This is a genomic window from Pseudomonas sp. Eqa60 (assembly GCF_018326405.1).
In the GTDB taxonomy this organism is placed as follows: Bacteria; Pseudomonadota; Gammaproteobacteria; order Pseudomonadales; family Pseudomonadaceae; genus Aquipseudomonas; species Aquipseudomonas protegens.
Map to the genome: position 1 here is coordinate 6057622 of NZ_AP024342.1, position 26429 is coordinate 6084050.

General features: G+C 64.6%; 24 protein-coding genes. 12 read left to right on the forward strand and 12 right to left on the reverse strand.

Annotated features, from left to right (window positions below):
- Positions 1-720: a protocatechuate 3,4-dioxygenase subunit beta gene (pcaH, locus tag KI242_RS27440; protein ID WP_011063616.1), complete on the reverse strand. Its 720-nt coding sequence runs from the start codon at positions 718-720 to the stop codon at positions 1-3.
- A 103-nt stretch (positions 721-823) separates the two neighbouring features.
- On the reverse strand, positions 824-1753 hold the full coding sequence (pcaQ, locus tag KI242_RS27445) for a pca operon transcription factor PcaQ (RefSeq protein ID WP_015637138.1): 930 nt from the start codon (positions 1751-1753) through the stop codon (positions 824-826).
- 139 nt (positions 1754-1892) lie between these two features.
- On the opposite strand from pcaQ, the gene KI242_RS27450 reads away from it, so the two are divergent.
- On the forward strand, positions 1893-2789 hold the full coding sequence (locus tag KI242_RS27450; RefSeq protein ID WP_011063618.1) for a neutral zinc metallopeptidase: 897 nt from the start codon (positions 1893-1895) through the stop codon (positions 2787-2789).
- Positions 2790-3761 (forward strand): alpha/beta hydrolase, encoded by a 972-nt coding sequence (locus tag KI242_RS27455; protein ID WP_123431471.1) that lies wholly within the window; start codon positions 2790-2792, stop codon positions 3759-3761.
- 72 nt (positions 3762-3833) lie between these two features.
- Here KI242_RS27455 and KI242_RS27460 read toward each other — a convergent pair whose 3' ends face one another.
- The 3 genes from KI242_RS27460 to KI242_RS27470 all read right to left on the reverse strand — a co-directional run bounded on the left by KI242_RS27460 (position 3834) and on the right by KI242_RS27470 (position 5966).
- Positions 3834-4427: an HAD family hydrolase gene (locus KI242_RS27460; protein ID WP_019093834.1), complete on the reverse strand. Its 594-nt coding sequence runs from the start codon at positions 4425-4427 to the stop codon at positions 3834-3836.
- Positions 4424-5293, reverse strand: a complete 870-nt coding sequence (tesB, locus tag KI242_RS27465; protein WP_011063621.1) for an acyl-CoA thioesterase II — start codon at positions 5291-5293, stop codon at positions 4424-4426. Before tesB ends, KI242_RS27460 begins: the two co-directional genes overlap by 4 nt.
- Positions 5294-5396: 103 nt before the next feature.
- Positions 5397-5966 carry a GNAT family N-acetyltransferase gene (locus KI242_RS27470; protein ID WP_015637142.1) on the reverse strand — a complete coding sequence of 190 codons (570 nt, stop codon included), beginning with the start codon at positions 5964-5966 and terminating at the stop codon, positions 5397-5399.
- Between the two features lie 75 nt (positions 5967-6041).
- On the opposite strand from KI242_RS27470, the gene KI242_RS27475 reads away from it, so the two are divergent.
- Together KI242_RS27475 and KI242_RS27480 are read left to right on the forward strand one after the other, a co-directional pair.
- Entirely contained in the window at positions 6042-6962 is a 921-nt protein-coding gene (locus KI242_RS27475; RefSeq protein ID WP_015637143.1) for a histone deacetylase, read from the forward strand.
- Positions 6963-7417: 455 nt separating this feature from the next.
- Positions 7418-8659 carry a TIGR03862 family flavoprotein gene (locus tag KI242_RS27480; protein ID WP_212805710.1) on the forward strand — a complete coding sequence of 414 codons (1242 nt, stop codon included), beginning with the start codon at positions 7418-7420 and terminating at the stop codon, positions 8657-8659.
- Positions 8660-8736: 77 nt separating this feature from the next.
- Here the strand turns inward: KI242_RS27480 and KI242_RS27485 are convergent, their stop codons facing one another.
- A complete protein-coding gene (locus KI242_RS27485; protein WP_161466711.1) occupies positions 8737-10071 on the reverse strand; it encodes a DEAD/DEAH box helicase in 1335 nt (444 codons plus the stop codon).
- 215 nt (positions 10072-10286) lie between these two features.
- Between KI242_RS27485 and KI242_RS27490 the strand changes: the two genes are divergently transcribed.
- From KI242_RS27490 to KI242_RS27500, 3 genes are all read left to right on the forward strand, one after another.
- Positions 10287-10745, forward strand: a complete 459-nt coding sequence (locus tag KI242_RS27490; RefSeq protein WP_019093830.1) for a hypothetical protein — start codon at positions 10287-10289, stop codon at positions 10743-10745.
- A gap of 341 nt (positions 10746-11086) precedes the next feature.
- Complete coding sequence (locus tag KI242_RS27495) at positions 11087-13981, forward strand: carbohydrate-binding protein (RefSeq protein WP_212805711.1); 2895 nt, start codon at positions 11087-11089, stop codon at positions 13979-13981.
- A 176-nt stretch (positions 13982-14157) separates the two neighbouring features.
- Positions 14158-15219 (forward strand): alpha/beta fold hydrolase, encoded by a 1062-nt coding sequence (locus KI242_RS27500; RefSeq protein ID WP_183001073.1) that lies wholly within the window; start codon positions 14158-14160, stop codon positions 15217-15219.
- Here the strand turns inward: KI242_RS27500 and yedA are convergent, their stop codons facing one another.
- Entirely contained in the window at positions 15220-16128 is a 909-nt protein-coding gene (yedA, locus tag KI242_RS27505) for a drug/metabolite exporter YedA (RefSeq protein WP_212805712.1), read from the reverse strand.
- 161 nt (positions 16129-16289) lie between these two features.
- Here yedA and KI242_RS27510 point away from each other — a divergent pair, with 161 nt between their 5' ends.
- Positions 16290-16736 carry an Lrp/AsnC family transcriptional regulator gene (locus KI242_RS27510; RefSeq protein WP_011063630.1) on the forward strand — a complete coding sequence of 149 codons (447 nt, stop codon included), beginning with the start codon at positions 16290-16292 and terminating at the stop codon, positions 16734-16736.
- 10 nt (positions 16737-16746) lie between these two features.
- On the opposite strand, the gene KI242_RS27515 is transcribed toward KI242_RS27510, so the two are convergent.
- From KI242_RS27515 to KI242_RS27525, 3 genes are all read right to left on the reverse strand, one after another.
- Positions 16747-17358 (reverse strand): 3'-5' exonuclease, encoded by a 612-nt coding sequence (locus tag KI242_RS27515; RefSeq protein WP_011063631.1) that lies wholly within the window; start codon positions 17356-17358, stop codon positions 16747-16749.
- A gap of 27 nt (positions 17359-17385) precedes the next feature.
- Positions 17386-17865 (reverse strand): NYN domain-containing protein, encoded by a 480-nt coding sequence (locus tag KI242_RS27520; protein ID WP_011063632.1) that lies wholly within the window; start codon positions 17863-17865, stop codon positions 17386-17388.
- A 136-nt stretch (positions 17866-18001) separates the two neighbouring features.
- A complete protein-coding gene (locus KI242_RS27525; protein ID WP_053154073.1) occupies positions 18002-18784 on the reverse strand; it encodes a DUF2076 domain-containing protein in 783 nt (260 codons plus the stop codon).
- A 181-nt stretch (positions 18785-18965) separates the two neighbouring features.
- Here KI242_RS27525 and KI242_RS27530 point away from each other — a divergent pair, with 181 nt between their 5' ends.
- Both KI242_RS27530 and KI242_RS27535 read left to right on the forward strand, forming a co-directional pair.
- Positions 18966-19628 carry a YciC family protein gene (locus tag KI242_RS27530; RefSeq protein WP_011063634.1) on the forward strand — a complete coding sequence of 221 codons (663 nt, stop codon included), beginning with the start codon at positions 18966-18968 and terminating at the stop codon, positions 19626-19628.
- 88 nt (positions 19629-19716) lie between these two features.
- Positions 19717-20793 (forward strand): endonuclease/exonuclease/phosphatase family protein, encoded by a 1077-nt coding sequence (locus KI242_RS27535; protein WP_015637151.1) that lies wholly within the window; start codon positions 19717-19719, stop codon positions 20791-20793.
- Positions 20794-20974: 181 nt separating this feature from the next.
- On the opposite strand, the gene hrpB is transcribed toward KI242_RS27535, so the two are convergent.
- Positions 20975-23494 (reverse strand): ATP-dependent helicase HrpB, encoded by a 2520-nt coding sequence (gene hrpB / locus KI242_RS27540; RefSeq protein WP_212805713.1) that lies wholly within the window; start codon positions 23492-23494, stop codon positions 20975-20977.
- A gap of 130 nt (positions 23495-23624) precedes the next feature.
- On the opposite strand from hrpB, the gene KI242_RS27545 reads away from it, so the two are divergent.
- Complete coding sequence (locus KI242_RS27545; RefSeq protein WP_011063637.1) at positions 23625-24044, forward strand: hypothetical protein; 420 nt, start codon at positions 23625-23627, stop codon at positions 24042-24044.
- Positions 24045-24071: 27 nt separating this feature from the next.
- Complete coding sequence (locus tag KI242_RS27550; protein WP_077934836.1) at positions 24072-24968, forward strand: cation diffusion facilitator family transporter; 897 nt, start codon at positions 24072-24074, stop codon at positions 24966-24968.
- On the opposite strand, the gene KI242_RS27555 is transcribed toward KI242_RS27550, so the two are convergent.
- Positions 24962-26062 (reverse strand): DUF6515 family protein, encoded by a 1101-nt coding sequence (locus tag KI242_RS27555; RefSeq protein ID WP_212805714.1) that lies wholly within the window; start codon positions 26060-26062, stop codon positions 24962-24964. The two genes, KI242_RS27550 and KI242_RS27555, sit on opposite strands and share 7 nt — an antisense overlap.
- Between the last annotated feature and the right edge of the window lie 367 nt (positions 26063-26429).

Here is a 26429-nt window from a genome sequence, read left to right on the forward strand (position 1 = left end):
TCAGCAGTTCTCGAAGTGGGTCTTGCGCTGGCCGCGCAGCACGATGTCGAAGCGGTAGGCCAGGCAATCCATGGGGTTGGCGCCGCCCATGTCCAGGCGCGCGATCAGGCTCTGTACCGCGTCCGGGTTGGCGATGGACTTGACGATCGGGCACAGCGGGATCAGCGGGTCGCCTTCGAAATACAGCTGGGTGATCAGGCGCGTGGCGATCGACGGGCCACTGATGGAGAAATGGATATGCGCCGGGCGCCAGTCATTGGGGCCGTTGCGCCACGGGTAGGGGCCGGGCTTGATGGTGCGGAAACTGTAGTAGCCATCACGGTCGGTGAGGGCCCGGCCGACGCCACCGAAGTTCGGGTCCAGGGGCGCCAGGTAGCGGTCGTTCTTGTGCCGGTAGCGGCCGCCGGCGTTGGCTTGCCACATTTCCACCAGGGTATGGGGAATGGGTTTGCCGTACTGATCGCAGACCCGCCCGGAAACGATGATCCGCTCGCCCACGGGCAAGCCACCGTTGTTGAAGTTGAGCAGCAGGTCGTTGTCGAAACGCCCGGTGCGCAGGTGGGAAAAGTCCGGGCCTGTGGTTTCACTGACCGATTGTGGGATGCTCACCAGCGCCTGGCGCGGGGAGCGAGTGACGGAGGTCTTGTAGTCGGGGGTCAGGGCCTTGGGGTGCCAATTACGGTCGCGAATCACGAAGCGACTGCTGTCTGCATCAGACATGTCGATCTCCTGTTGTTTGATTTATGGAGCGCAGCCGGCGCAGTTTCAAACAAACCAGGAGCGGGGAAAATTGAAATGCCGCCCTCAATCAATAACCAAATGGTTATGGATAACTGCCCTCGCGATAGGCCAGCCCCACTTCCCGGAGCACCTCCACCGCCCATTGCGCCGCCAGGGACAAAGGCAGGCTGGCATTGCTGGAAATCCCCACCGAGCCACCGGGTTCGTGCAGGCCCAGGTCCAGCTCCTGCAGTTCGCCATTGGCCAGGTCCAGGCGCACGGCATCCAGCGGCGCGATCCACAGCGCGTCGCTGGACAAGGTGTAGCGCCGGCTCAGGGCCACCGAGAGGGTTTCCAGACGCTGCTGCGACGGGGCAATGCCGCACTGGATGAACAGGCTGTCGGCGTGCTTGCGAATGCTGGTGCCGGCCAGGGGCAGCACCAGGGGATAGGCGCTCACCGCGTCGCGGTCCAGAGGGCCGGTTGCCAGTGGATGCTGCGGGCGGGCCACCAGGGTCATGGATTCGCTGTACAGATGCTCGAAGCTCAGGCCGTGGATCTCCGGACTCTCGGTCATGCGCCCCACCACCAGGTCCAGGTCGCCGACCCGCAATTGCGACAGCAGGTAAGCACTGGGGCCGGTCAGCACACTCACGGTCAGCGCCGAATGGCGCTGATGCAGGCGCCGCATCACCTCCGGCAGCAGCAGGCTTTCCACCGTGGAAAGCACACCGATGCGCACCAGCCCGGCGGCGTACTCACCGCCGCGCAGGCTGCTGACACCTTCCCGCAGGGCCTGCACCGAAGGCCCGGCATAACGCAGGAAGGCCCGCCCGGCCTCGGTCAGGCTGAGGCCGGCCTTGCTCCTGGCAAACAGCCGGGTCTCCAGCAACGCTTCCAGTTCCTTGAGGGTTTTCGACATCGCCGGCTGGCTCACCGCCAGGACATCGGCCGCCCGGGCCAGGCTGCCCTGGCGGGCCATTTCAAGAAAACACACCAAGTGACGGAATTTGATGCGGGTATCGATGTTCAATAGGGAGCCCCGAATGCACCTGGATCGGATCGATCCGTAACCGGGCCATGGTAGCGTGCAGAAAAATCCCTGACGACCGGACTGGCGCCGGTTCGAGCCACCAGCAACACTGACCAGCAGAAAAAACGAGGACACCCCCATGCTTTGGAAAAAAGGCCGGCGCAGCGACAACGTCGTGGACGCGCGAGATGACAGCAGCGCCGGCGGTGGCGGTGGCATGCGGTTCGGTGGAGGCAAGGGCTTGAGCCTGACGGCGATCGTACTGATCGTCGGCATCGGCTGGGCCACTGGCCAGGATCCGCTGCAGATCCTCGGGCAACTGCTGGGCCAGCAGAGCGGGCAGACTTCAGCGCCGGCCACCACCCAGGCACGCAAGGCACCACCGGCCAATGACGAACAGGCAGAGTTTGTCCGCGCCATCCTCGGTGACACCGAAGACACCTGGGGCCAGATCTTCCAGCAAGCCGGCCGCCAGTATCAGCCGCCCAAGCTGATCCTGTTCCGGGGCCGGGTCAATTCCGCCTGTGGCGCGGCCACTTCCGCCAGCGGGCCCTTCTACTGCCCCGCCGACCGCCAGGTGTACCTGGACATGGACTTCTTCCGGGAGATGGCCCAGCGCTTTTCCGCCGCCGGCGACTTCGCCCAGGCCTACGTGATTGCCCATGAGGTCGGGCACCACGTGCAGACCCTGCTCGGGGTCTCGGCAAAAATCCAGGCCGCGCGCCAGCAGGGCCAGCAGATGCAAGGCGATGGCGGCCTGCTGGTACGCCAGGAGCTGCAGGCCGACTGCTTTGCCGGGGTCTGGGCCTATCACGCACAGAAGCGCCTGAACTGGCTGGAACCCGGGGATGTGGAAGAAGCCCTGAACGCCGCCAATGCCATCGGTGACGACCGCCTGCAGCAGCAAGGCCAGGGCCGGGTGGTGCCGGACTCCTTCACCCACGGCACCTCGGCGCAGCGAGTGCGCTGGTTCAAGACCGGCTTCAGCCAGGGCCAGGTCAGCCAGTGCGATACCTTCAGCGCCAGGAGCCTGTAGATGCGCCGCTTGCTGGTCCTGCTGCTGTGCCTGGGTGGCTGCGGCGTCCAGGCGGCGGAACAGGGGGTCAAGGTCATCAGCCCGCAACGCCTGCCCCTGGAGGGCGGGCAACTGGCGCTGGGCCTGAGCCAGGATTGGCGCCAGCCGCTGCCGGGCGTAGAGCGGGCCCTGATCATCGTTCACGGCCGGCTGCGCAACGCCCAGACGTATCTGCACAGTGGGCAAAGCGCTGCCGGGCAGGCCGGGCAAAGCACAACAACCCTGGTGATCGCCCCGCAGTTTCTCAACCAGAGCGACATCGCCCGCCATCAATTGCCAGACGCGCTACTGCGCTGGAAGGGCAATGGCTGGATGGCCGGCGAACCTTCAGTGGGCCCGCAGGCCGTCAGCTCCTATGCGGTGCTCGATGCCATCCTCCAGCGCCTGGAAGACCGCAAACGTTTTCCAGCACTCAAGGAAGTGGTGATCGCCGGTCACTCCGGCGGCGCCCAGGTGGTGCAGCGCTATGCGCTGAGCACCGGCAGCCACCCCGAGCTGGAAAAGGCCGGGATCGGCCTGCGCTACGTGATCGCCAATCCGTCGTCCTACGCCTACTTCGACGCATGGCGCCCGGTGGCATTCGAACCGGCCAGTTGCCCGGGCTTCAACGACTGGAAGTACGGCCTGAACCGGCTACCGGCCTATGCCGGCGGCCATTCCCCGGCGCAGCTTGAACAGGGCTACGTGACGCGCGACATCACCTACCTGCTGGGCCAGCAGGACACCGATCCCAACCATCCCGCCCTGGACAAGAGCTGCGCCGCCGAGACCCAGGGCGCGTACCGGTTGATTCGCGGGCACAACTACTTCGACTACCTGGTGCGGCGTCATCCGCAAGGCTTGCTGCAACGGCTGGTGGAGGTGCCCGGGGTCGGGCATGACGGTGACCGGATGTTCACCTCGCCCGAGGGGCAGGCGGCAGTGTTCAAGTAAAGAAAGGCGCTGCCTGGAATGACGCTTTCGCCGGCAAGGCTCCGACGGGAGCCTTGCCGGCGAACAGAGCCCTCAGGCCGACAGCAGGTCGCGCAACTGCGCACAATCCCGGGCATGCCAGTCGGTCAGCTCCGGCCAGGGGTTGTCCGGCAGGTTGACCAGCACCGTATGGGTCCCGGCGGCCCGCCCGCAGTCCAGGTCGAAGCGGTAGTCCCCCACCATGACCATCCGTGACGGCGAGATATCCCAGGCTTCGGCCAGCTTCAGCAAACCGCCCGGATGGGGCTTGGGCGGTGCTTCGTCGCGGCCCAGCACGTCGGCCTCGGCAAAGCAGTCCGCCAGGCCGATGGCCTCCAGGGTCACATGGGCCAGCTCCCGCGCATTGCGGGTGAGGATGCCCAGGCGATAACCGCGCCCGGCCAGTTCCCGCACCAGTTCCACCGCACCCGGCGCCGGGCGCGAACCCTGGGCCAGGTCGCGCTCGTGTTCCAGCAGCCAGGCATGCTTGGCCGCGGATTCGTCCGCCGGCAAGGCCGCCAGGTGTGTGAGGATGTCATCCTCGGCAGGAATCGACAGCGCCTCGCGGATCGCCGCGAAATCATGCACAGCGATGGTCAGGGTGCCGTCCATGTCGAACACCCAATGTTTTATCTCTGAAAGACTCATGCCCAATCCTTGCGATGGCGGATCAACCCTTCCTGAGTCACCGAGGCCACCAACTGCCCGGCACGGTTGAACACGCTGCCCCGGGAGAAGCCCCGGGAGTTTCCGGCCCAGGGGCTGTCCATGGCATACAGCAGCCAGTCGTCAGCACGCAGGTCGGCGTGAAACCACAGAGCGTGGTCGAGGCTGGCGACCTGCATGTCCTTCTGCCACACCGACTTGCCGTGGGGCAGCATCGAGGTGGTCAGCAGGCCGAAATCCGAAGCGTAGGCCAGCAGGTACTTGTGCAGCGCCGGGCTGTCGGCCAGGGCGCCGTCGGCGCGGAACCAGACGTACTTCACCGGATCCATGGGCTGCGGGTTATAGGGGTCCTTCTCGGTCACCGGGCGCACTTCGATCGGCTTGGGGCACAGCAGCTTCTCGCGCATGTGCTCGGGAATCAGGTGGGCGCGCTGGGTGGTGATCTCCAGCTCCGATGGCAGGTTTTCCGGCCCGACCACCTGGGGCATGCTGTTCTGGTGCTCGAAACCCTGTTCGTCGTACTGGAACGAGGCGCTGCAGGTGAAGATCGGATTGCCCTTCTGAATCGCCGTCACCCGGCGGGTGCTGAAACTGCCACCGTCACGGACCCGATCCACTTGGTAGACCACTGGCAAGGCGGCGTCCCCCGGACGCAGGAAATAGCCGTGCATGGAGTGCACGTGGCGTGCCTCCTCGACTGTCTGACTGGCTGCGGACAACGACTGGCCGAGCACCTGGCCGCCAAACAGCTGGCGAAAACCGAGGTCCTGGCTGCGACCGCGAAACAGGTTTTCTTCAATGGCTTCCAGGGTCAACAGATCGACCAGATCATCCAGCACATGACTCATTCAGACTCTCCTCACACAGGGCAACACCGCGCAATCTCGGCTGCGGCAGTGATATCAATTGGGGCCAGGTATCTCATCGGCACATTCTAAACGTGCGCGCCTGCTATCCATGCAAGGTTTCCAGCCATTGTTCGCGGGTAATGCGGTACAGCACATGCTCACGCAGCGGGTGATCGCCAGCGAGGTTCGGATGCTCGAAGTCGTCCGCAGCAGCGTGATGCATACCAATGGCCTGCATCACCTTCTGCGACGGCAGGTTGTTGCGGGTGGTAAAGGCCACGACTTCGTCGAGGGACAGACGATCGAAAGCGCAACGCAAGGCTGTCCAGGCCGCTTCGCTGGCATAACCCAGGCCCCAGTGCTCGCGAGCCAGGCGCCAGGCGATTTCCACTGCCGGGGTGAACGACGCCTCGAAACCGACGACGCCCAGTCCGGTAAAACCGATGAACGCACCAGTGTCCTTACGCTCCAGGGCCCAGACCCCGAAGCCGTGCTCGGCAAAATGCCCGCGTATCCGCCCGATCAGCGCGGCACTTTCCAGACGACTCAAGGGCGCGGGAAAGTAGCGCATGACCTGTGGATCGGCACACATTGCCGCAAATTCCGGCAAATCATCGTCGCGCCATTGACGCAGCAGCAGGCGCGCGCTTTCGAGTTGCAGTATCGGCTCCATCAGTGCCCTCCGTTTCCGTGGGTGCAAGTCTACATCGCTGGTAGGATCCTTCACGGGTTCCTCTAAGAAAATGCCATGCCATTGCCATTGATCTATCACGACGACTACAGCCCCGAGTTCCCGGCGGAGCACCGCTTCCCCATGGACAAGTTCCGCCTGCTGCGCGATCACCTGGTGGACAGTGGCCTGACCCGGGACGCCGATTTGCTGCGCCCGCAACTGTGCCCCACGGATGTCCTGGCCCTGGCCCACGACCCTGGCTATATCGAACGCTACATGAGCGGCGAATTGTCCCGGGAAGATCAGCGGCGCCTCGGCCTGCCCTGGAGCGAAGCCTTGGCCCGGCGCACGGTGCGTGCCGTCGGCGGCTCCTTGCTGGCCGCCGAACAGGCACTGGAACATGGCCTGGCCTGCCACCTGGCCGGCGGCACCCACCACGCCCACTATGACTACCCGGCGGGGTTCTGCATCTTCAACGACCTGGCGGTGATCAGCCATTACCTGCTGGAAAGCGGGCGCGTGGGCCGGGTACTGATATTCGACTGCGATGTGCACCAGGGCGATGGCACCGCGCGGATCCTGCAACATACCGCCGACGCAGTGACCGTCTCGTTGCACTGTGAAAAGAACTTCCCCGCGCGCAAGGCCCAGAGCGACTGGGATATCCCGCTGCCCATGGGCATGGGCGACGCCGACTACCTGAACGTGGTGGACGACACGCTCAACTACCTGCTGCCCCTGTACCAGCCGGACCTGGTGTTGTACGACGCCGGGGTCGACGTGCATCAGGACGACGCCCTGGGCTACCTCAAACTCACCGATGCCGGCGTGGCCGAACGCGACGAACGGGTCATGCGCCACTGCCTGGGCCGCGACATCCCGGTGGTCGGCGTGATCGGCGGCGGCTACAGCAAGGACCGCCAGGCCCTGGCCCGGCGCCACGGCATTCTTCACCACAGTGCCCAGAAGGTCTGGGAATCGTCAGGGTGCTACTGACATCCGCAGGCCTTACCCACATCCACTGTGGAACCGCTTGTGGATAAGCTGGGAGAAAGCCTCTGCAGCCCTTGTCCCACGGGGCCTCAAGGCCATCGCCTGTTTTTTGATCAGTGACATCAGATGGTCATACAGTTGTGAGTGTCTTACCCCCAATCCCTGTGGAGCCGCCTGTGGATAACCTGCGCGAAAGACGCTAGGCCCCTTGCTCTGCAAGGCCTGCAGAGCGGTGCCTGTTTTTTGATCAGGGCGCAGCAGGCCTCCGGCGACGCCGTAGCGCTTACCCCCAATCGCTGTGGAGCCGCCTGTGGACAACCTGCGCGAAAGTCGAGCCAGCCCACGGGACACAAGGCCCGCAGCCCGCTGTCTAGTTTTTGACCAGGCATCATCGACCCAGCAAGCCCCCTGCACCTCGGGTAGAATGCCCGGCCTATTTCCTCAGCCCCGCCTCTGCCATGACTGCATCGCACTCTTCCACGCCCCACCACGTCGCGATTATCGGCGGTGGCCCCGCCGGCCTGATGGCCGCCGAGGTACTGAGCCAGGCCGGGGTTCGGGTCGACCTGTACGACGGCATGCCATCGGTGGGCCGAAAATTCCTCCTGGCTGGGGTCGGTGGCATGAACATCACCCACTCCGAAGCCTATCCGGCCTTCCTTTCCCGCTACGCCGAGCGGGCGCCGCACATCGCCCCGTTGCTGCGGGAATTTGGCGCCGAGGCGCTGTGCCAGTGGATTCATGAGCTGGGTATCCAGACGTTTGTCGGCAGCTCCGGCCGGGTGTTTCCTACCGACATGAAGGCTGCGCCGCTGCTGCGCGCCTGGCTCAAGCGCCTGCGCGATGCCGGAGTCGTTATCCACACTCGGCACCGCTGGCTGGGCTGGAATGCCGACGGCAGCCTGCGCATCCGGCATGCCGAGGGTGAAAGTGCGGTACGGGCGGATGGGGTCCTGCTGGCATTGGGCGGCGGCAGTTGGGCACGACTGGGTTCCGACGGGGCTTGGCTGCCCCTGCTGGAACAGCGCGGTGTGCAGCTTGCGCCCTTGCAACCGAGCAACTGCGGTTTTGAGGTCAACGCCTGGAGCGAACTGCTGCGCAGCAAATTCGCCGGCGCGCCGCTGAAGAACGTGGCCATCGGCCTTGATGACGACGCACCACGGCTGGGTGAATGCGTGATCACCGCCAGCGGCATCGAGGGCAGCCTGATCTATGCCTTGTCGGCGTCGATTCGCGAATCCATCAACCGGCACGGGCAGGCGACGATCCATATCGACCTGCTACCGAACAAGCCCCAGGACAAGGTCCAGGCCGCCCTTTCCAAGCCACGCGGCTCGCGGTCCATGGCCAAGCACTTGCAGAGCCAGTTGGGGATCGAGGGGGTGAAGGCGGCGTTGCTGCGAGAACTGACACCCGCCCCGGCCTTCAATGACCCGGCGCTCCTGGCGGCAGCCATCAAGGCCCTGCCCCTGACGCTGATCAAGCCTCGCCCACTGGACGAAGCCATCAGCAGCGCTGGCGGCGTAATGTTTGAAGCCCTGGACGACGACCTGATGCTTCGGCAGTTGCCTGGAGTGTTTTGCGCAGGGGAAATGCTCGACTGGGAAGCGCCGACCGGCGGCTACCTGCTGACCGCCTGCTTTGCCAGCGGGCGCCAGGCGGGGCTGGGTATGCTGAAGTGGTTGCGGCGCCAGCCATAAACAGCTTCGCCGGCAAGTCGGCACCTACGCAAGGGTAGGAGCCGGCTTGCCGGCGAAGGGCCCGGCGCGATGTCAGATCAAGGTTTGCGCTTGCGCGGCCCGGTGTTGAAAGCCGGCACCTTGCGCACCGGTTTCACCACCGGAGCTTCGGCCACTTCGCCGCTGTCCACCCACTTGCCCAGGTTGCGCTTGCCGCCACCGCCGGAGGTTTTCGGCTTCTTGGGCTTCTTCGGCTTTTTCACCACCTGGCCGCTGGCGTCGGTTTCCGGCACCCGGTGCTCGGGTTCGAAATCCTGTTCCTCATGGCGCTTGAGGGTCTGGCGGGTGAGCATCTCGATCGCCGAGAGCAGGTTCACCTCGTCGGCGCACACCAGGGAAATCGCCTCGCCGGTGGAACCGGCACGGCCGGTACGCCCGATGCGGTGGATGTAGTCCTCGGCCACGATCGGCAGGTCGAAGTTGACCACCAGGGGCAGGTCTTCGATGTCCAGACCGCGGGCCGCCACATCGGTGGCCACCAGGATCTGGATCTCACTGGCCTTGAACCGGTCCAGGGCGCGCTGACGCGTGGCCTGTGGCTTGTCGCCATGGATACCGTCGGCGTTCACGCCCTGGCCCTGGAGTTTCTCCACCAGCGCATCCACACCGTTACGGGTCTTGGCGAACACCAGCACCTGCTTCCAGCGGTTCTTGCGCAGCAGGTGGCTGAACAGCTCCGGCTTGCGCTTCTTGTCCACCGGCACCACCCATTGCTTGACCGTATTGGCGGCCACGTTGCGCGGGCTGACCTCGATGCTCAGCGGATCGTTGAGCATCTGCCCGGCCAGCTGGCGGATGGCGTCGGAGAAGGTGGCGGAGAACAACAGGGTCTGGCGTTTCTTCGGCAGGGCCGCGTAGATGCTCTTGAGCTCTTCGGAGAACCCCAGGTCGAGCATGCGGTCGGCCTCATCCAGCACCAGGGTCTGCAACTGGCTGAACTTCACCGCATTCTGACGGAACAGGTCCAGCAGACGCCCCGGAGTCGCCACCAGCAGGTCCACGCCTTTGCGCAGCTTCATCATTTGCGGGTTGATGCTGACCCCGCCGTACACCGCATAGGTGCGCAGCGGCAGGTGTTCGGCGTACTGGCGCACGCTTTCGTGGACCTGCTCGGCCAGTTCCCGGGTCGGCACCAGGATCAGCGCGCGTACCGAGTTGCTATCGACTTTCGGCCCTTCCAGGGTCAGCAACTGCAACAGCGGCAGAGCGAAACCGGCGGTCTTGCCGGTGCCGGTCTGGGCCGCGGCCATCAGGTCACGCCCGCCCAGCACTGCCGGAATGGCTTGCGCCTGCACCGGGGTCGGGGTCTGGTAGCCGAGGGTTTCGAGGGCGCGCAGCAGGGGTTCGATCAGGCCAAGAGTGGCGAATGTCATGGGGGTACCGTAGGAAAAAGTCAGCACAGGGACGCAATGGGCGGCAGTTTACCCTAATTCAGGGGCTCGCTCCCGGGCCGCCCCAGGCCTGCCAAGCCCGCCCCGGTGAGTGTATGCTCGCCCCACTGTTTGCCACGGGTCGCGCACAAGGGCAGCGCAACACCCGAGCTGGCACTCAACCGCCCCTTTGCCCTTCCCAAGGAGCCTCACCGCGCATGGACAACCAAAACCCCTTCCAGGCCCCTGCCGCCGAACTACTGGCCAGCAAGCCAACCGATCAGAGCCTGTGCCTCTACAGCGTGGCGGCCATTGGCCTGAGCACCTTCATCGGCACCTCCGTGGCCGGCGCCTATTTCATCAGCCAGAACCTCAAGGCCATGGGCCGCGAGAGCGAAGTGAACAAAGTCTGGGCCATGGGCATCGGCCTTTTCATTGCCATGAGCGTGGCAGGCTTTTTTCTTCCGGAAAGTATCCCTGCGGTGGTGTTCATCCTGCCGCCGATCTACGGGATGAACGCCTACGCACGCCAACTGTTCGGCCCCCAGGTGATAGAGCACAAGGCCGGTAACGGGCGCTTCTTCTCGCTATGGCGAGTGGCGGGAATCAGCCTGCTGTTTTCCCTGGCCCTGGCGGCAGCGTTATTCGCCCTCGTCCTGCTGAGCGGGTTCGAGTGACCCGTTCAGGCTGAAGCCACCGCGCCGGGCATTGCCCGGCGTTTTTTATTGCAACCACGCTGTCTCCCCGGCCGTTCTGGCCAACTCGCCGGCCCTTCTGCACCCTCCGCCGGCAGCACCCGACACACGGCAAACGCCCCTGGCACAACAGTGCTCTTGCCCTTCGTACGGGCAAGTTCCCTAGGACAGGTACTAAAAGCCAGGCTTCGAATATACGGCACCAGCGCCGCTGCCTATGATGCCCGCCGCCGGCACAACTCCTCATCCACATCATCAGCGCGGACGCTTTCACGATCCTGTTCGCCAGGTTTGCGCCGCGCTGTGTATATCCAGGAATGGTTATGCCGACCTTCAGATTGAACACCCTGTCCCGTGCCACCCGCCTTTGTGTGGCCAGCCTGGGAACTGTCGTATTGCTACCCATGACGGGCCTGGTACAGGCCGCCGATGAACCTGCCGATGCGGCCCTGCCACGCGCCGAAAGCGCGGCCGACGGCCCCTTCATCAATATCCAGGCGCTGATGGCCAATCCGGCCCAGCGCAACATCGCCGACGCGGGAACCGAACGTCTGCAGCAGGAAATCGGCATGCGCCTGCGCAGCCTCATTCCGGACCGGAACAACAGTTTCAAGGGCCTCAAGGTCATGGTAGGCACGCTGCAAAGCAACAACCGCTCCCAGAGCGCCGCACAGGAAATGTTTGTCGCCGCCCGTGGCGACGGCAGCTTCATCGCCCTGATGCCTGACAGTAATCTGATGATTCGCGGCAACGCCAGTGGCGAACAGTCGCTGATTCGCCTCAACAACCAGCACTCCTTCGACCCGCGCAATATCGACTCCGTGCCCAACGAAGGCAACGACGTACCCAACCTGATCGAGACCCAGAGCGGTCAGCGCAGCTACCTGACCCACCGCAACGCCCAGGGCGAGATCGTCATCGATCTGCTGGCAGGCTTCACCCAGAAAGCCGCCAACTACATCGGTGACCATGAGGCCTACGCCCTGGCCCAGGTCGCCTCGGTCAACCGTGCCGTGGAAAACTCGCAGATCAAGAATGTGCGTGTGCGCCTGGCCGGCACCCAGGTGATAACCAACGACTACCCGATCACCACCCCGGTGCTGGCCGATGTCAAAAACCTGTTCGCCGATGGCATGCGCAAATACAGCCCGGACCTGGTCGCCGCATTCACCGTTGGCACACCCGGGGTGGACACCGCCGCCGGCTGGGCCTACGTGAACGGCCGCTACTCGGTCAACGCCATCAGCGCCTCGGCCGCCTTCCGCCACGAACTGGCGCACAACATCGGCGGCAGCCACTGCAACGACGGCAACGACAACTACCGCTTCGGCCACAACAACGGTCGGGTCGGCACCATCCTCTGCGGCAACCACGTCGGCTACTTCTCCAACCCGGACCTCAAGGACCACCTCGGCGTGCCCCTGGGCGATGCTCGAACGGCGAACATGGCCCGGGTCTGGCGCGAGAACGCTGCGAAAATTTCCGCCTACGCCCCCTCAGTCGTGCCGCTGGACAGTGAAAACCTGATCACGATTCTCGAAGAACGGATCAACCAGGCCAAAGGCCAGACCCGCTACTTCCCACTGGATGTACCGGCAGGCACCCAGCGCCTGGCCTTCACCGTGGTGCCCGGCACCAGTACCAACAAGGGCGGCCAGGTCCAGTTGTCGCTCAAGTATGGCGCTCAACCAACCACCACCAGCTACGACTACCGCTCGGCCCTCAGCCAGATAGTCGGTCTCGGGGCCAAGGATCCAAAACCGGGCCGCTGGTACCTGGCTATCAGGACCGAAGGTATGGCGGCTGAAGACCTGATCCTGCAAGGCAACGCTTACGGCCACACCCGGGAAACGGCCCAAGGCACCTACCTGAAGCTCGTGGCGACCTCTTCGGTGGACGGCAAGAACAACGCCAGCATCGCCGAACTGATGCTGGCCAGCGCCAAAGGCGAGCCCCTTCCTCGAAACAGCTGGCGTGTCCACTCAACCAGCAGCGTGGCATCCGGCACCACCTCGGGCTCGAACGTGCTCGATGACAACCCCAACTCCTACTGGAGTTCGGCCGCCGACGCCCGTTATCCCCACCAGATCGTGATCGACATGGGCAGCAATAACAGTTTCTCTCAGTTGCGCTACCTGCCACGCCAGGGCCAGACGGGTAATATCAAGGGCTACCAGGTGTACTCCAGCCACAGCTTCAATGGCCCCTGGAGCTTGCTGGCAGACGGTGAGTTCAGCGCCGACAACCAGGTCAAGGTGACCTCGCTCAAACCTGTGGATGCCGGCACCCCGCCAGTGGCCGTGATCCGCGGCAAGACTGAAGCCAATGCAGGTGAACAGATCGTGCTGGATGCGTCCGCCTCCAGCGACCCACAAGGCGCGGCCCTGAGCTTTGCCTGGGAAGCCTCGCCCAAGCTGGACTTTACCTACGACGGTCCGCGTATTGCCTTCACCGCTCCAGAATTGGCTGAAGACACCCGCTACCGTTTCACCCTGAGCCTGAGCAACGGCAAGCAGAGCACCCTCAAGACCCACGAAATGCTGATCAAGGGCAAGGCCGGCAGCGGCAGCTGCAAGCCCCAGTGGCAGGTTCGCGGTACCTATGTAGCCAAGGACCAGGTGCAGTGGAAAGGCCGTCAATACGAAGCGCGCTGGTGGACCCAGGGCAGTGAACCGGGCACCCCGGCCTTCACCGGGCCCGATGGCTCCGGCAAGGTCTGGCGTGACCTGGGTCCGTGCGCCAGCGAAGGCGAACAGCCGGCGGTCAAGCCGCCACTGGCCAGCATCGACGGCCCGGGCCAGGCCAAAGCCGGAGCAACGGTGGTGCTCGACGCCAAAGGTTCCAGCGACCCTGCTGGCCTGCCGCTGAATTACCGCTGGAATGTGAACCCGAGCGTGGACTTCCAGGCGGCCGGGACCTCGATGAAGTTCGCCGCCCCCAAAACAGCACAAGACGTCACCTACCGCATCACCCTGAGCCTGGGCAACGGCCATCACAGCGTGACTCGCGAGCACAGCGTGACGGTCAAGGCAGAAAGTACCGCTTGCCAGGGCCCATGGTCGGCCCAGGGCACCTATGTGGCGAAGGACCGAGTCAGCCATAACGGGCGCTTTTACATCGCTCGCTGGTGGGTCAAGGGCAATGAGCCGGGCAACCCGGCGTTCACCGGGCCAGATGGTTCCGGTAAGGTCTGGCTCGACGCCGGAACCTGTAACTGATGCGAAGTGGGTGACCGCCAGCTGCACAATTGGGTCACCCTTTCCCGGCAATGTGGGTTAAAAGGGTGGGCGGCGACTGCCCCGGTCGTCGCCCACCCACTGCCCTCGATCGCCGCTCGATTCCACCCAGCGCGCCCATTGGCAGGCCACTGACGTTTTGCCCATGGAGTTCTTCAATGCCCAAGACTGCCCTGTCCGCACGGATGCTAGCGGGCCTTTCACTCTTCCTGTTCCTGCCCCTGGCCTGCGCCGCCGAGCTCGTCGGTTTTCGTGAAATAACCCTGCCCGATGCAAGCAAACAGCGCCCCCTGCATGTCGCCCTCTGGTACCCCACCGAAACCGCCAGCCCGCTTCTGGTATCGGCAGAGAACCCGGTCTTCCAGGGCCTGCCCACCATCAAGGATGCCTCTCCTGCCCCTGCGGCCCATCCCTTGGTGGTCCTGTCACACGGCTATCGCGGCAACTGGCGCAACCTCAGCTGGCTGGTCACTTCGCTGGTCGGCCAGGGTTATGTGGTCGCCGCCCCTGACCACCCGGGCACCACGAGTTTCGACCAGCGTCCGGAAGAAGCGGCGAAGCTTTGGCAGCGTCCCCGGGATCTGAGCCGGGTCATAGACGCACTGAGCGCAGACCAGTCCCTGGCAGGCGCGGTCGACCCACAGCGCATCGCCGCCATCGGCCATTCGCTGGGCGGCTGGACGGTCACCGCATTGGCCGGCGCCCGCTATAGCCCGCAACGCTTCCTTGAGGAATGTCGGCTGCATCCCAACCCGCGTCTGTGCGGGCTGGCTCCGGAACTGGGGATTGCACCGCAAAACCAGGGCTCTCTGGGCACCGACCTGCGGGACCCGCGAGTCAAGGCGGTCGTCTCCCTGGACCCGGGGCTGGTCCGTGGGTTCACCCCGCAAAGCTTGTCAGCGGTGCAGACGCCAACCCTGATCCTGGGAGCAGGAGTCGATATTGCCAGCATGCCGGTGGAGCAGGAGTCGGGCTACCTGGAAACCCACCTGCCGTCGGCCACCTCCAGCCTGCTGGTGATCGCCGATGCCAGCCATTTCAGCTTCATGCAAATCTGCAAGCCAGGCGCCACGGCCCTGCTCCGGGAAGAGAACCCCGAGGATGAAATCATCTGCCGGGACGGCGGCCAGCGCAGCCGCGAAGCGATTCACCAGCAAGCGAGCCAGGTCATCGGCGACTTTCTCCAACGGAGCCTGGCCGGCCTGCCACCGGGACAGTGATCAGGCCGCCTCTTCCTGGGCCGCGGCCTTGGGCTTGCGCCATTGGGGCAGGCCGATCAGCACTACGGCACTGATGATCACCAGCATGGCCATGGCCTCCTCGATGCCAATGGTTTCGCCGACGAAGACGATGCCCAGCAGCACCGCCACCGCCGGGTTGACATAGGCGTAGCTGGTGGCCGCGGCTGGGCGCACGTGCTTGAGCAGGTACATGTAGGCGTTGAAGGCGATGATCGAACCGAAACCGGCCAGGTAGGCCAGGGCCAGCCAGCCTTCCATCGCAGGCATGGTGTCCAGATGTTCACCGCTCAGGGCACTGCCGATCATCAGCACCACGCCACCGACAAGCATTTCCGCGGCACTGGCCATGGCGCCCTGGGGCAGCGGCAGATGCTTGCTCCACACCGAGCCGAAAGCCCAGGCCGCCGCAGCGAACAGCAGCAAGGCGGCGCCCATCGGGCTCGACTGCAGGTTGGACCCCAGGTTGAGCATGCCGATGCCAATCATCCCGAGGACGATCCCGGCCCACTCCAGGCGCGTGTTGCGTGCACCCCAGAAATACCCGCAGAGCAAGGTGAACAAAGGCACCGTGGCCACCGCCAGCGCCGCGACGCCGGAGGTCACCCCGGAGTGTTCGGCCAGCGTTACCGCGCCATTGCCACAGCTCAACAGCAGCACACCGATGATCCCTGCGGCCTTCCATTGCGCCCAGGTCGGCGCCGGCACCCCGCGCCAGCGCAGAAAGGCGTACATCAGGCTACCGGCGATGATGAAGCGAATGCCGCCGAGCATCAGTGGCGGCCAGTATTCGACACCGATGCGAATCACCAGGTACGTCGAGCCCCAGATTACATAGAGGGCAAAAAAGGCGGCTATCAACGGCAGCGGAAAACGGCTTTGGCCAGGCATGGGAGGCGGCTCTGAGGCAGACAGGGGGAGGTCTATTCTAGAAACTCGGCCCAGGGAACTTAAGTTACAAAACCTGTTTATAACGCCCGTACACTTTCCAAAAGATGGAGATAAGGGCTATATACCGTGCTTTCGAAAGCTGGATAGATCGAGAGCCTTCCATGGACAAGTACGACCGCATGCTCCTGGCCAGCCTGCTGGAAAATGGCCGGGCGAGTTACGCCGAGCTGGCACGCAAGGTGAATCTCTCGGCACCGGCGGTGGCCGAACGCGTGGCCAAGCTGGAGGCCAGCGGAGTGATCACCGGCTACCAGGCCAAAGTCGACATGGCCAAGGTCGGCTTGCCGATCCAGTGCGTGATCGAACTGCGCCTGGCCCAGCACGGCAACCAGAAGGCCTATGACGAACTGATCAAGATTCCCCAGCTCACCGAGTGCCACCGGGTCACCGGCGACCCTTGCGTGATCATGCAGGCCGCAGTGGGATCGATGCCGGAGCTGGAGGAGTTGATCAACCGCGTGGCCCAGTTCGGTTTCAGCAAGACCTCCATCGTGCTCTCCAGTGCCATTGAACGGCGCGTGCCCCTGGGGCAACTGGAAAGCAAATGAACCTCGGGACTCAGAACCCGCGGTGGCGCTTGAGGTGTTCGGGGACTTTGGCCGCGGGAACCTTCTGCAGTTTGCACAGGAAGTCATGGGACAGCTCGCGCAGGCCATGCTTGTGCCTCAGTTCGCCGGCCAGGTGGGCCACCAGGTTGGCTGCCATTTCCGCATCGGCCATGGCCCGGTGAGCCTGGCCGGTGTGCGGCAGGCCGGCGAATGAAGTCAGGGTGCCCAGCTTGTGATTAGGAGCCGCCGGCATCAGGCGCCGGGCCAGCAGCAGCGAACAGGCGAAGTTCTGCAGGCGGGTGCGCTTGATCCGGCCCAGCTCGAAATCCCAGAACTTCTGGTCGAAGGCCGCGTTGTGCGCCAGCAACGGCGTGATGCCGACGAACTCGTTGACCTCGTTCATCACCTGCTCTGCCGGGGGTGCGCTGCGCAACATGGCATTGCTGATGCCGGTCAGTTGCTCAATAAACGCCGGCACCCGCACGCCGGCGTTCATCAGGCTCTGGTAACGCTCGACGATGCGCCCCTGCTCAAGGATCACCACGGCTATTTCCGTGGCCCGGCAACTGCTGCTCGGGGAGATCCCGGTGGTTTCAAAGTCGATGACGGCAATGCGTTCCAAACCTGTCCTGCTCCGTATGAAAATTGATCAGCTTTTAAGCAGCAAGGCGCCTTCGATCGGCACATAGCGCGTAGCCGCGCGAATCAGCGAATTGGCGGTCAGCCCCGGCACGCCATAGGCCACCGCGCTGACCCCGTGCTTGTGGATGATGCGCTCCAGCAGCAGGTCGAAATCACCGTCGCCGGAAGCCAGCACCACTTCGTCGACATGGGCCGCAGCGTCCATGATGTCGATGGTGATGCCCACGTCCCAGTCGCCCTTGGCCGAGCCGTCGCTGCGCTGGATGTAGGGCTTGAGTTTTACCGTGAAGCCCAGGTTGCGCAGGATCTGCTGGAACTGCTGTTGCTTGCTGTCACCACGGTCGATGGCATAGGCATAGGCTTCGACTATCTGCCCTTGCTTGCTGATATCCGCCCACAGCGCCGCATAGTTGAAGTGGCAACCATAGGCCTGACGAACGGTGTAGTAGAGGTTCTGGACATCGGCGAACACAGCGATTTTCTTCACCGCTAATCCTCATGGCGCAGCAGCGCAAGGGCTGGATCGGGCCTCAGGCCCCGAAAAGTCGCCCAGTATGCCAGTCGCAGGGATTGTTCCGCGAATAATCGGTCCGGGGCAGGTGTCTGCCCCGGACCGACGCAGGTCAGACGAAGGAGTCGTCGTCGGAGAAGAACGAGCTGTCGTCGTTGTCGTAGTCGGCGTTGCTGAAGCCACCCTGGTCGTTGTTGCCCCAGGAGTCGTTGTTGGCCAGGCGCTGGTCGTCATTGCCCCAGCCGCTGTTGTCGCTGGCCGGCGCCGGTTCTTCCTTGATGACTTCGACGATTTCCTGGGGCTGCTGGTTGTTGTGGAACAGGCTGCTGATGCCCTGGGCCAGCATGACCCCGCCCGCAACGCCGGCGGCAGTTTTCAAGGCGCCGCCCAGGAAACTGCTACCCGCCGCCGGTGCCTGCTGCGGTGCATAGTTCTGTGGCGGTGCGGCGTAATTCTGCTGCGGCGCGCCGAAGTTCTGTTGCGCGGGGGCGCCAAAGGAAGAACGCGCCGGTTCACGCCAGCCACCACCGGACGACGGTGGCGGTGCACTCTGGCTCGGTGCCGGCTGTGGCTCGCGGGAACCGCCGAAGATGCTCGACAGGAAACCGCCACCGGCCGCCGGTGCCGGAGCACTGGCCTGGGCCCGGGCCTGTTGCAGGTCAGCCTGCAATTGCTGGACTTGCTGGGTCAGCTGCTGGTTCTGCTCGTTGAGGCTCTTGAGTGCGGCCTCCTGCACCAGGATCGCCTGGGTCATGAAATACCCGGCCGCAGGCTGGCGGGTCAGATGCTCCTTGATCCGCGCCTCTGCCTGGGCGTCGCGCGGGGCTGAATCCGTTTCGGCTTGCTGCAACCGTGAAAACAGTCCATCGATCAGGGTTTGCTCTTGGTTGTTCATGGCGACCTCTTTAGATTGCCGGTAGAAATCTGGTCCGCCGCTCGGACAGAGCGGTGGTACGCACCAGTTATGGGGCTGGTGCGACGACTTTCAATGGTCTTTACCCAAGGTTTACGTTTGCTCGGGCGGGGCCTGCATCGGTTAAAGTGTGCAACCGCTTCTTCAACTGCGATCTCATCGAATGAATCCGTTAGATGTACTGCGTGACTCTCTGTATTTCTTCCAGCGCAACCTCGGGCAGATCGCCCAGCTGTGCCTGCCGCTGGTGATTCTCGAAGCCTTGCTGCAACAAGGGGTCAACAGCGCCCTGGGCCCCGACACCTTCCCGGGCTACAGCGTGGTGGTGGGCCTTCTGGTGTATCCGTTGTACACCGGTGCGCTGATCCTGTTTCTCGACGCCCGCACCCGGGGCGAGTCGCCACGTACCCGGGACCTGCTGGCCATGGCCCTGGCCCTGTGGCCGCGTTTTGCCCTGCTGACGGCGGTCAGCACCCTGCTGATCCTGCTGGGGTTGTCGCTGTATTTCCTGCCGGGGCTGTGGCTGATGGTGGTACTGGCTTTCGCCGAGTACCTGCTGGTGCTCAAGGGCATGGCGCCGCTGGCGGCCATCAGTGAAAGTTTCCGCCTCAGCCGTGGGCACTTCCTGCGGATCCTGGTGTGCATCCTGGCGGTAATGACCCCGCTGTGGCTGCTCAAGGGTGCCAGTGAAGCGGCCTATTCCGAACCGCTGAACCCGCTGCTGTCCCTGGCTATCGACAGCGCCTACAGCTTTCTGCAGCTGTTCACCAGCGTGGTGCTGTTCCGCCTGTTCATGCTGATCAGCGAGCAGCCGGACAAGCGCTGAATCCTCCCTCGGCCGCTCTGCCCCTTGGGTGACGGCCGTGCTCTCGGTTATGCTCCGGGGCCATCCTGCAACGCCATAAGCCGAGCCGATGATCCGTCTACTTCGCATCACCCTGTTGAGCCTGTTGTTGATCGGTCTGGTGCTGGCCGGGCTGGTCTACAGCCTGACCTGGCGCCCGGAAGCCAAGGAAAGCCTCGCTGTCAGTTGCAGCGCCCAGGCCGCGCCGCTGGTGCCGGGCCAGGCCCTGAAAGTGATGACCTGGAACCTGCAGTACCTGGCGGGCAAGCGCTATGTGTTCTGGAACGACCAGGCACAGGGCGAGGACGAGCAGCCGACCCTGGAGGACATGGCCTTCAGCCTCGACGAAGTGGCTCGCGTGATCCGCGACGAACAACCGGACCTGGTGCTGCTGCAGGAAGTGGACAACGGTGCCAAGGCCAGCGCCTACCAGGACCAGCTCAAACTCCTGCAGGAACGCCTTACCGATCTCTACCCCTGCAGCACCCAGGCTTACGACTGGAAAGCCGATTTCGTACCATCGCCGCATATTTTCGGCAGTGTCGGCCGACAACTGGCCACCCTCAGCCGCTATCGCATCGATCACGCCGAACGCCTGCAACTGCCCACAGCCGAACACGGCTTCATCGGCCGGCAGTTCCAGCCCAGGGAGGCCCTGCTGCTGAGCTACCTGCCCCTGAACGACGGCGGCCAGGTGGCGGTGCTCAATACCCATCTGGAACGTGCTCGCACACCTGGCCAGACGCAATCAAGGCAGGTCGCAGCCATTGGCAAAGTCCTGGATAAACTCGAAGGCCGCGGCACGCCCTGGCTGATTGGCGGGGATTTCAACCTGTTGCCCCTGGGCCAGTACCAGCGACTGAGCGACGTGCAACGGGCGCCCTACAGTGCCGACAGCCCGCTGCACCTGCTGTGGGACAAATACCCGATGATCCCCAGCAACACCCAGGCCAGCGGCGTCGACCGCGCACATTGGCTGACCCACTACCCCAACGACCCGAGCCTCGACGGCCCGGATCGCACGGTGGACTACCTGTTCTACAGCCCGCGGCTCAAGCGAGTCGAATCCCGGGTGCGCCAGGACGACACCTTGCGCATCTCCGACCACCTGCCGGTGCTGGCCCGCTTCCTCTTGCCGGCGCAATAAACCCCAGAGCGGCACCCATCACCTGTAGCCGCTGCCGAGGCGGCGATCGAGCGTGTAGCGCTCGCAACGGCTTGGCCCAGATTCCGTCTGACACACCGCGGCGTCCGTTTTGCGGGGGCTGCGCCCCCGGGCGCAGCCTCGCACGCTCGGCAGCGGCTACAGGGCAGCACGGGAGTTCGGGTTATTTGCGCGGTTTGACCCGCGCCGTGGCTTCGGCGATCAGCGGGTCATCCGGCCAGTAGTGCTTGGGGTAACGGCCCTTGAGGTCCTTTTTCACCTCGGCGTAGGTGCTGCGCCAGAAGTTCGCCAGATCCTGGGTGACCTGTACCGGACGTCGTGCCGGAGACAGCAGGTGCAACTTGACCACCTGGCGGCCGCCGGCAATGCGCGGTGTTTGCGCCAGGCCGAACAGCTCCTGCAGGCGTACCGCCAGGATGGGTGGATGCTCGCTGTAGTCCAGGCGAATCGACGACCCGGAAGGCACCGTCAGGTGATGGGGGGCCAGCTCATCCAGGCGCTGAGGCAGTGGCCAGGGCAGCAGGTTGTGGATAATTCCGGCCAGTTCCAGGTTGGCGAAGTGGCTGAGCCGCGAGACCTTGCCCAGGTAGGGCTGCAACCACTGCTCCAGCCCCTTGAGCAAGGCCCCGTCACTGACATCCGGCCATTGGCTGGCGCCCGTGGCCTCCAGGTCCAGCTGGCGCAGCAACGCTACCCGGGCCTGCCACTGGCGCAGCTCCGGGGTCCAGGGCAGCAGCTCCAGGCCTTTGCGCCGGACCAGATTGACCAGGGCCTGAGTGCGGGCGGACTCATCCAGCCCGCTTAGCGGTTCGCGACTGAGCACCAGTTCACCGACCTTGCGCTGGCGTTCGGCCCGCAACACGCCTTCGCGTTCGTCCCAATCCAGCTGATCGACTTGCCGCACCTGCTCCGCCAGTACCGAATCGAACAACACCGGATCGAAATCCGCCGCCAGGTAGATGCGCTCCTCGCGCTGCCCCTGGCGGCTGCCCAGGTCGGCGATCACCAGCCAGGGTTGCTTCATCAGGCTGTCAGTTTCGCTGAACAGCGCCGCGCGACCGTTGGCCAGGCGGTATTCGGCACCGCCGGGGCGCCGCTGCTGGGCCACCCGATCGGGATAGGCCAGGGCCAACAGGGCGCCGAGCCAGCGCGGGTGCTCGGGGTCGGCCACCGCAGCCTCGGGCTGCCCGCGCAGATAGCCCCGGTACTGGCGCGCCAGTTGTCGGGCACGCTGCACCCCGCCCTGGGCTCCGCGAGCGGCACGCTCTTCCCCGCCAAGCAGCACCAGGCGGCTGTGCAGGTCGGCGCCGGCGCCGCGCAGGATATCCCGTTCCCCCAGCAGCGCCGCGACATCGCAAGCCATCGGCGCCAACCCCAGGGACTGGCCGCGCAGCAGCAGATGGGCGATGCGCGGGTGAGCCGGCAACTCGGCCATGGCCTGGCCGTGGCGGGTCAGGCTGCCATCGTCATTCAACGCCCCCAGGCGCACCAGCAAGTCCTGGGCCTGGGCATAAGCGGCACTGGGGGGAGCGTCCAGCCATACCAGTTGATTTGGCGTCACGCCCCAGCGCGCCAGTTGCAGGGCCAATCCGGCCAGGTCCGCCTGGAGGATTTCCGCACTGGCATAGGCGGCCAGTTGCTCCTGTTGATCGGCCGACCACAAGCGGTAGCACACGCCGGGCTCCAGACGCCCGGCACGCCCGGCGCGCTGGGTGGCGCTGGCCCGGGAGATACGCTGGGTATCGAGGCGGGTCATGCCGCTGCCGGGATCGAAACGCGGCACCCGCGCCAGCCCGGCATCCACCACCACCCGCACGCCATTGATGGTCAGGCTGGTTTCGGCAATGTTGGTGGCCAGCACCACTTTGCGCTTGCCCGACGGCGCCGGGTCGATGGCTGCGCGCTGGGCTGCCAGGTCCAGCTCGCCATGCAACGGGCAGAGCAGGATCTCACTGCGCTCACCCAGGGCTTCGGCCAACTGCTGGTGCACCCGGCGGATCTCCGCCTGGCCGGGGAGGAACACCAGCAGGCTGCCGCTTTCATCGTTGAGGGCCTCGAGCACGGTCTGCACCACCCTTGGCTCGATGAATTCACCGGGCTGGAAGGGTCGGCCCCAGCGCTGGGTCACCGGGTACATGCGCCCTTCACTGCGCAGGATCGGCGCATCGCCGAGCAGGGTCGACAGGCGCTCGCCTTCCAGCGTCGCCGACATCAGCAGGATCTTCAGTGGTTGCTCGTCACGAAACAGCTCGCGGCCATTGAGGCTCAGGGCCAGCGCCAGATCGGCGTCCAGGCTGCGTTCGTGGAATTCATCGAAGATCAGCAGGCCGACGCCTTCCAGGGCCGGGTCATCCTGCAGGCGCCGGGTGAGGATGCCTTCGGTGACCACCTCGATGCGGGTACGCGGGCCGACCTTGCTGTCCAGGCGGATGCGATAACCCACGGTCTCGCCGACTTTCTCTCCCAGCTCGCTGGCCAGGCGCTCGGCGGCGGCCCGGGCGGCCAGGCGCCGGGGTTCGAGCATGAGGATGGTCTGTCCGGCCAGCCAGTCCTGGTCCAGGAGCGCCAGGGGCACGCGGGTCGTCTTGCCGGCACCGGGCGGGGCTTCGAGCACCGCTTCATGGCGTGTCGCCAGGGCGGTACGCAGTGCAGGCAAAACTTCATCAATTGGCAAAGAATTCATGCTGGCTCCAAAACAGAGGCGCGAGTATAACGGCGAACTGCCTGGGGTTAATCATGGTCTGAGTGCTGATCGACAAGACTCAACACCCCGCTTCATCCCTCGTTGCTTTCGTGCTTGCTAGGAGATTTCCATGCGTATTTCCCACCGTGTCATCGGCGGCGTTCTGGTGGCCACCCTGCTGACCCAACTCACCGCCTGCGGCTCGATCTTCTTCCCCGACCGGCGCGGCCAGATCGACGGCAAGATCGATCCCCTGGTGGCTGTGCTGGATGCCGTTGGCCTGCTGTTCTACGTGATCCCAGGGCTGATCGCCTTCGGCGTCGACTTCGCCACCGGGGCCATCTACCTGGAGCCGGGCAAGACCGCGCAGATCGCGCCGGAAAAACTGCAACAGGCCATCGGCGCCGACGGTAAAGTCGACAACCGCAAGCTGCAGGCCATCCTGGAAAGCGAACTGGGGGGCAGTTTCCCCCTGGATGACCCACGCCTGATCCAGCACAAGGGCAGCGTGCAGCAACTGGCGCTGTACGGCCTGCAACCTGCTGCCTGATCACTTTTACCCAGGAACCCGCCGTCGATGACCGCCAACTCGGAACACGCCCGCCTCCTGCGCCTGGCCACCCGCGCCTCGGTCACCGTGGCGGGCATACTGATCGTGACCAAGGCTGTCGCCTGGTGGCTCAGCGGCTCGGTGAGCATGCTCGCCGGGCTCACCGACTCGGTGCTGGACGGTTTCACCTCGCTGCTCAACCTGCTGGCAGTGCATTACGCCCTGCGCCCGGCAGACGACGACCACCGCTATGGCCACGGCAAGGCCGAGTCCCTGGCGGGCATGGCCCAGGCATTGTTCATCGCCGGCAGCGCAGTTCTGATTGCCTTCCAGGCGGCGCAACGCCTGCAACATCCGGAACCGGTAGGCGCGCCCTGGCTGAGCATCGGGGTGATCGTCCTGTCGCTGGCGCTGACCATCGCCCTGCTGCTCCTGCAGCACCGGGTGATCCGGGCGACCGGCTCCAATGCAGTGCGCGCCGACTCCCTGCACTACCGCTCCGACCTGATGCTCAACGGCAGCATCCTGCTGGCCCTGGTGCTCGCGGCGTTCGGCCTGCATCAGGTGGACGCCTGGTTCGGCCTGGGGATTGCCGTCTACATTCTCTGGAGCGCGATCCAGATCGCCCGGGAGAGCTTCTCGGTGCTGATGGACCAGGAGCTGCCACCGGACGTCAGCCAGCACATGCTGGAGCTGGCGTGCAGTGTGCCGGGAGTACTGGGGGCCCATGACCTGCGCACACGGATTTCCGGCAGCCACTGGTTCGTCCAACTGCACCTGGAATTACCCGGGGAACTGACCCTTTCGGTGGCCCATGGCATCAGCGACCAGGCCGCCGATGCCATCCAGAAGGCCTATCCACGGGCCGAAGTGCTGGTGCACGCCGACCCGCAGGAAGTGGTGGAGGCAGCCAGGGCTCAGTAGGTCACCTGATAGCCCCGTGAGCTCAAGCAGTTGCCCTGGGCCTGGCGGTAAGCCTGGACCACTTGCGGGGCCGGCTGATAGGTCACACTCGCAGGATCGAAGCCGCTCTGCTGCACCGCCCAGCGATAGCAGTCGTAACGGTCCTGGTCGATCTGCTGCGGCGACTGGCCGTTGACCGGGTAGGCCAGCACGTCATAGCCATTGCCGCTCTGCTGCGGGTCCGCAACCGGCACGCCGGCAGGTGGCTCGACCACCACGTACTGCTGGGTGTTGGCTTCGTAGGTGTAGTAAGCCCCTGCCGCCAGAAAGAACAGCGCGCTGCCGATCCAGACTTCCCGCGCATAGTCGGGCAGGTACGTCACGCGAATGCCATAGGGCGGGCGCACCACCACATAGCGCGGGCCTTGCGGGCGGTACCAGTAACCACCGGAAAAAAAGTAATCCTGGCCGCGATAGGCGACCCGGTCATTGCGCCCGGGGAAGCGGTCGATCACATACCCGGGGCGGTACTGCGGCCCGGGGCCCCAGCCATTGCCATGGCCATCAGGGCGGCCCGGCCAGCGGTAGTCGTTGGGATGGCCGCCACCTGGCCGAGAGCCCGGGCCGCCAGCCTGCCAATGCTGGTTGTAGTCGTTGCGCCGGGGAATGTCCTGATAGTAGCCACGCTGTGGCTCCTGGGTCTGGCGCACGGTGTCGGGGCGGCCCTGGATCGGCAGGTTGTTTGGCTGCTGCACCTGGGGTTGTGGCACAGGGGCCGGGCGAACCTGCTGATTGGGATCGTGCTGAGGCCGGTTCTGCCACTGCCCTCCCGGGTTCTGGCCGTTGTGCTCGAACTGACGGCTGTTATCGCCGCGAATGATTTCATTCTGCGGCCGCTGTGGCTGCGCACTGGGTGGTGGACGGTTGGGAACATTGGCGGGCCGCGGCGGGGCATTTTCCGGGCGGCCCTGGCCTTGATGCTCTCGCTGCTCGCCCCCGGGAACGCCATGCTGCGCAGGCGGCCGATTCTCGTCTCGCTCATCGGCGAGCAACTGAGCGTTGACGCTCAGGCACAACACACCAACACCTGCCATACGCCAGATGCGCGACTTCATGCTATTCCTCACTGCGGATAGGGGGGGCCTGTACATAAGACTGAAAAAGCCCTGGGCGGTTCTGCATCAGGTTATCAGTCACGAGACTTATTTCGCAGGCAATAAAAAAGGGCGGCCCGTCGGCCGCCCTTTGAGATTTTGTCCGTGCTCGGCGCTTTTGACGCCGGCTCACCTCACTCCGTCTTCTGGACAGTGTGTAGCCCGGGGGCCGGCTCAACCCTGTGGGATTGGCGGCCGCGGCAGGCCTGATTCGGCGGGCCGCAGTGGACTCTATGTCCGGGCAGTGATTCTGGTGATAAGAATAGGCGCGCAGCGAAGACAGAGGATTGCGAAGATTGCTTGTAAAAACACCACTTGCGCAATTTTT

Coding starts and splice junctions, on each gene's coding strand:
- KI242_RS27490 (WP_019093830.1), top strand. CDS start 10,287: ATGGACAACCAAAACCCCTTCCAGGCCCCTGCCGCCGAACTACTGGCC.
- KI242_RS27525 (WP_053154073.1), bottom strand. CDS start 18,784: ATGAACAACCAAGAGCAAACCCTGATCGATGGACTGTTTTCACGGTTG.
- tesB (WP_011063621.1), bottom strand. CDS start 5,293: ATGAGTCATGTGCTGGATGATCTGGTCGATCTGTTGACCCTGGAAGCC.
- KI242_RS27500 (WP_183001073.1), top strand. CDS start 14,158: ATGCCCAAGACTGCCCTGTCCGCACGGATGCTAGCGGGCCTTTCACTC.
- KI242_RS27495 (WP_212805711.1), top strand. CDS start 11,087: ATGCCGACCTTCAGATTGAACACCCTGTCCCGTGCCACCCGCCTTTGT.
- KI242_RS27550 (WP_077934836.1), top strand. CDS start 24,072: ATGACCGCCAACTCGGAACACGCCCGCCTCCTGCGCCTGGCCACCCGC.
- hrpB (WP_212805713.1), bottom strand. CDS start 23,494: ATGAATTCTTTGCCAATTGATGAAGTTTTGCCTGCACTGCGTACCGCC.
- KI242_RS27545 (WP_011063637.1), top strand. CDS start 23,625: ATGCGTATTTCCCACCGTGTCATCGGCGGCGTTCTGGTGGCCACCCTG.
- KI242_RS27535 (WP_015637151.1), top strand. CDS start 19,717: ATGATCCGTCTACTTCGCATCACCCTGTTGAGCCTGTTGTTGATCGGT.
- KI242_RS27475 (WP_015637143.1), top strand. CDS start 6,042: ATGCCATTGCCATTGATCTATCACGACGACTACAGCCCCGAGTTCCCG.
- KI242_RS27480 (WP_212805710.1), top strand. CDS start 7,418: ATGACTGCATCGCACTCTTCCACGCCCCACCACGTCGCGATTATCGGC.
- KI242_RS27450 (WP_011063618.1), top strand. CDS start 1,893: ATGCTTTGGAAAAAAGGCCGGCGCAGCGACAACGTCGTGGACGCGCGA.
- KI242_RS27530 (WP_011063634.1), top strand. CDS start 18,966: ATGAATCCGTTAGATGTACTGCGTGACTCTCTGTATTTCTTCCAGCGC.
- KI242_RS27460 (WP_019093834.1), bottom strand. CDS start 4,427: ATGAGTCTTTCAGAGATAAAACATTGGGTGTTCGACATGGACGGCACC.
- KI242_RS27510 (WP_011063630.1), top strand. CDS start 16,290: ATGGACAAGTACGACCGCATGCTCCTGGCCAGCCTGCTGGAAAATGGC.
- yedA (WP_212805712.1), bottom strand. CDS start 16,128: ATGCCTGGCCAAAGCCGTTTTCCGCTGCCGTTGATAGCCGCCTTTTTT.
- KI242_RS27485 (WP_161466711.1), bottom strand. CDS start 10,071: ATGACATTCGCCACTCTTGGCCTGATCGAACCCCTGCTGCGCGCCCTC.
- pcaH (WP_011063616.1), bottom strand. CDS start 720: ATGTCTGATGCAGACAGCAGTCGCTTCGTGATTCGCGACCGTAATTGG.
- KI242_RS27555 (WP_212805714.1), bottom strand. CDS start 26,062: ATGAAGTCGCGCATCTGGCGTATGGCAGGTGTTGGTGTGTTGTGCCTG.
- KI242_RS27470 (WP_015637142.1), bottom strand. CDS start 5,966: ATGGAGCCGATACTGCAACTCGAAAGCGCGCGCCTGCTGCTGCGTCAA.
- KI242_RS27455 (WP_123431471.1), top strand. CDS start 2,790: ATGCGCCGCTTGCTGGTCCTGCTGCTGTGCCTGGGTGGCTGCGGCGTC.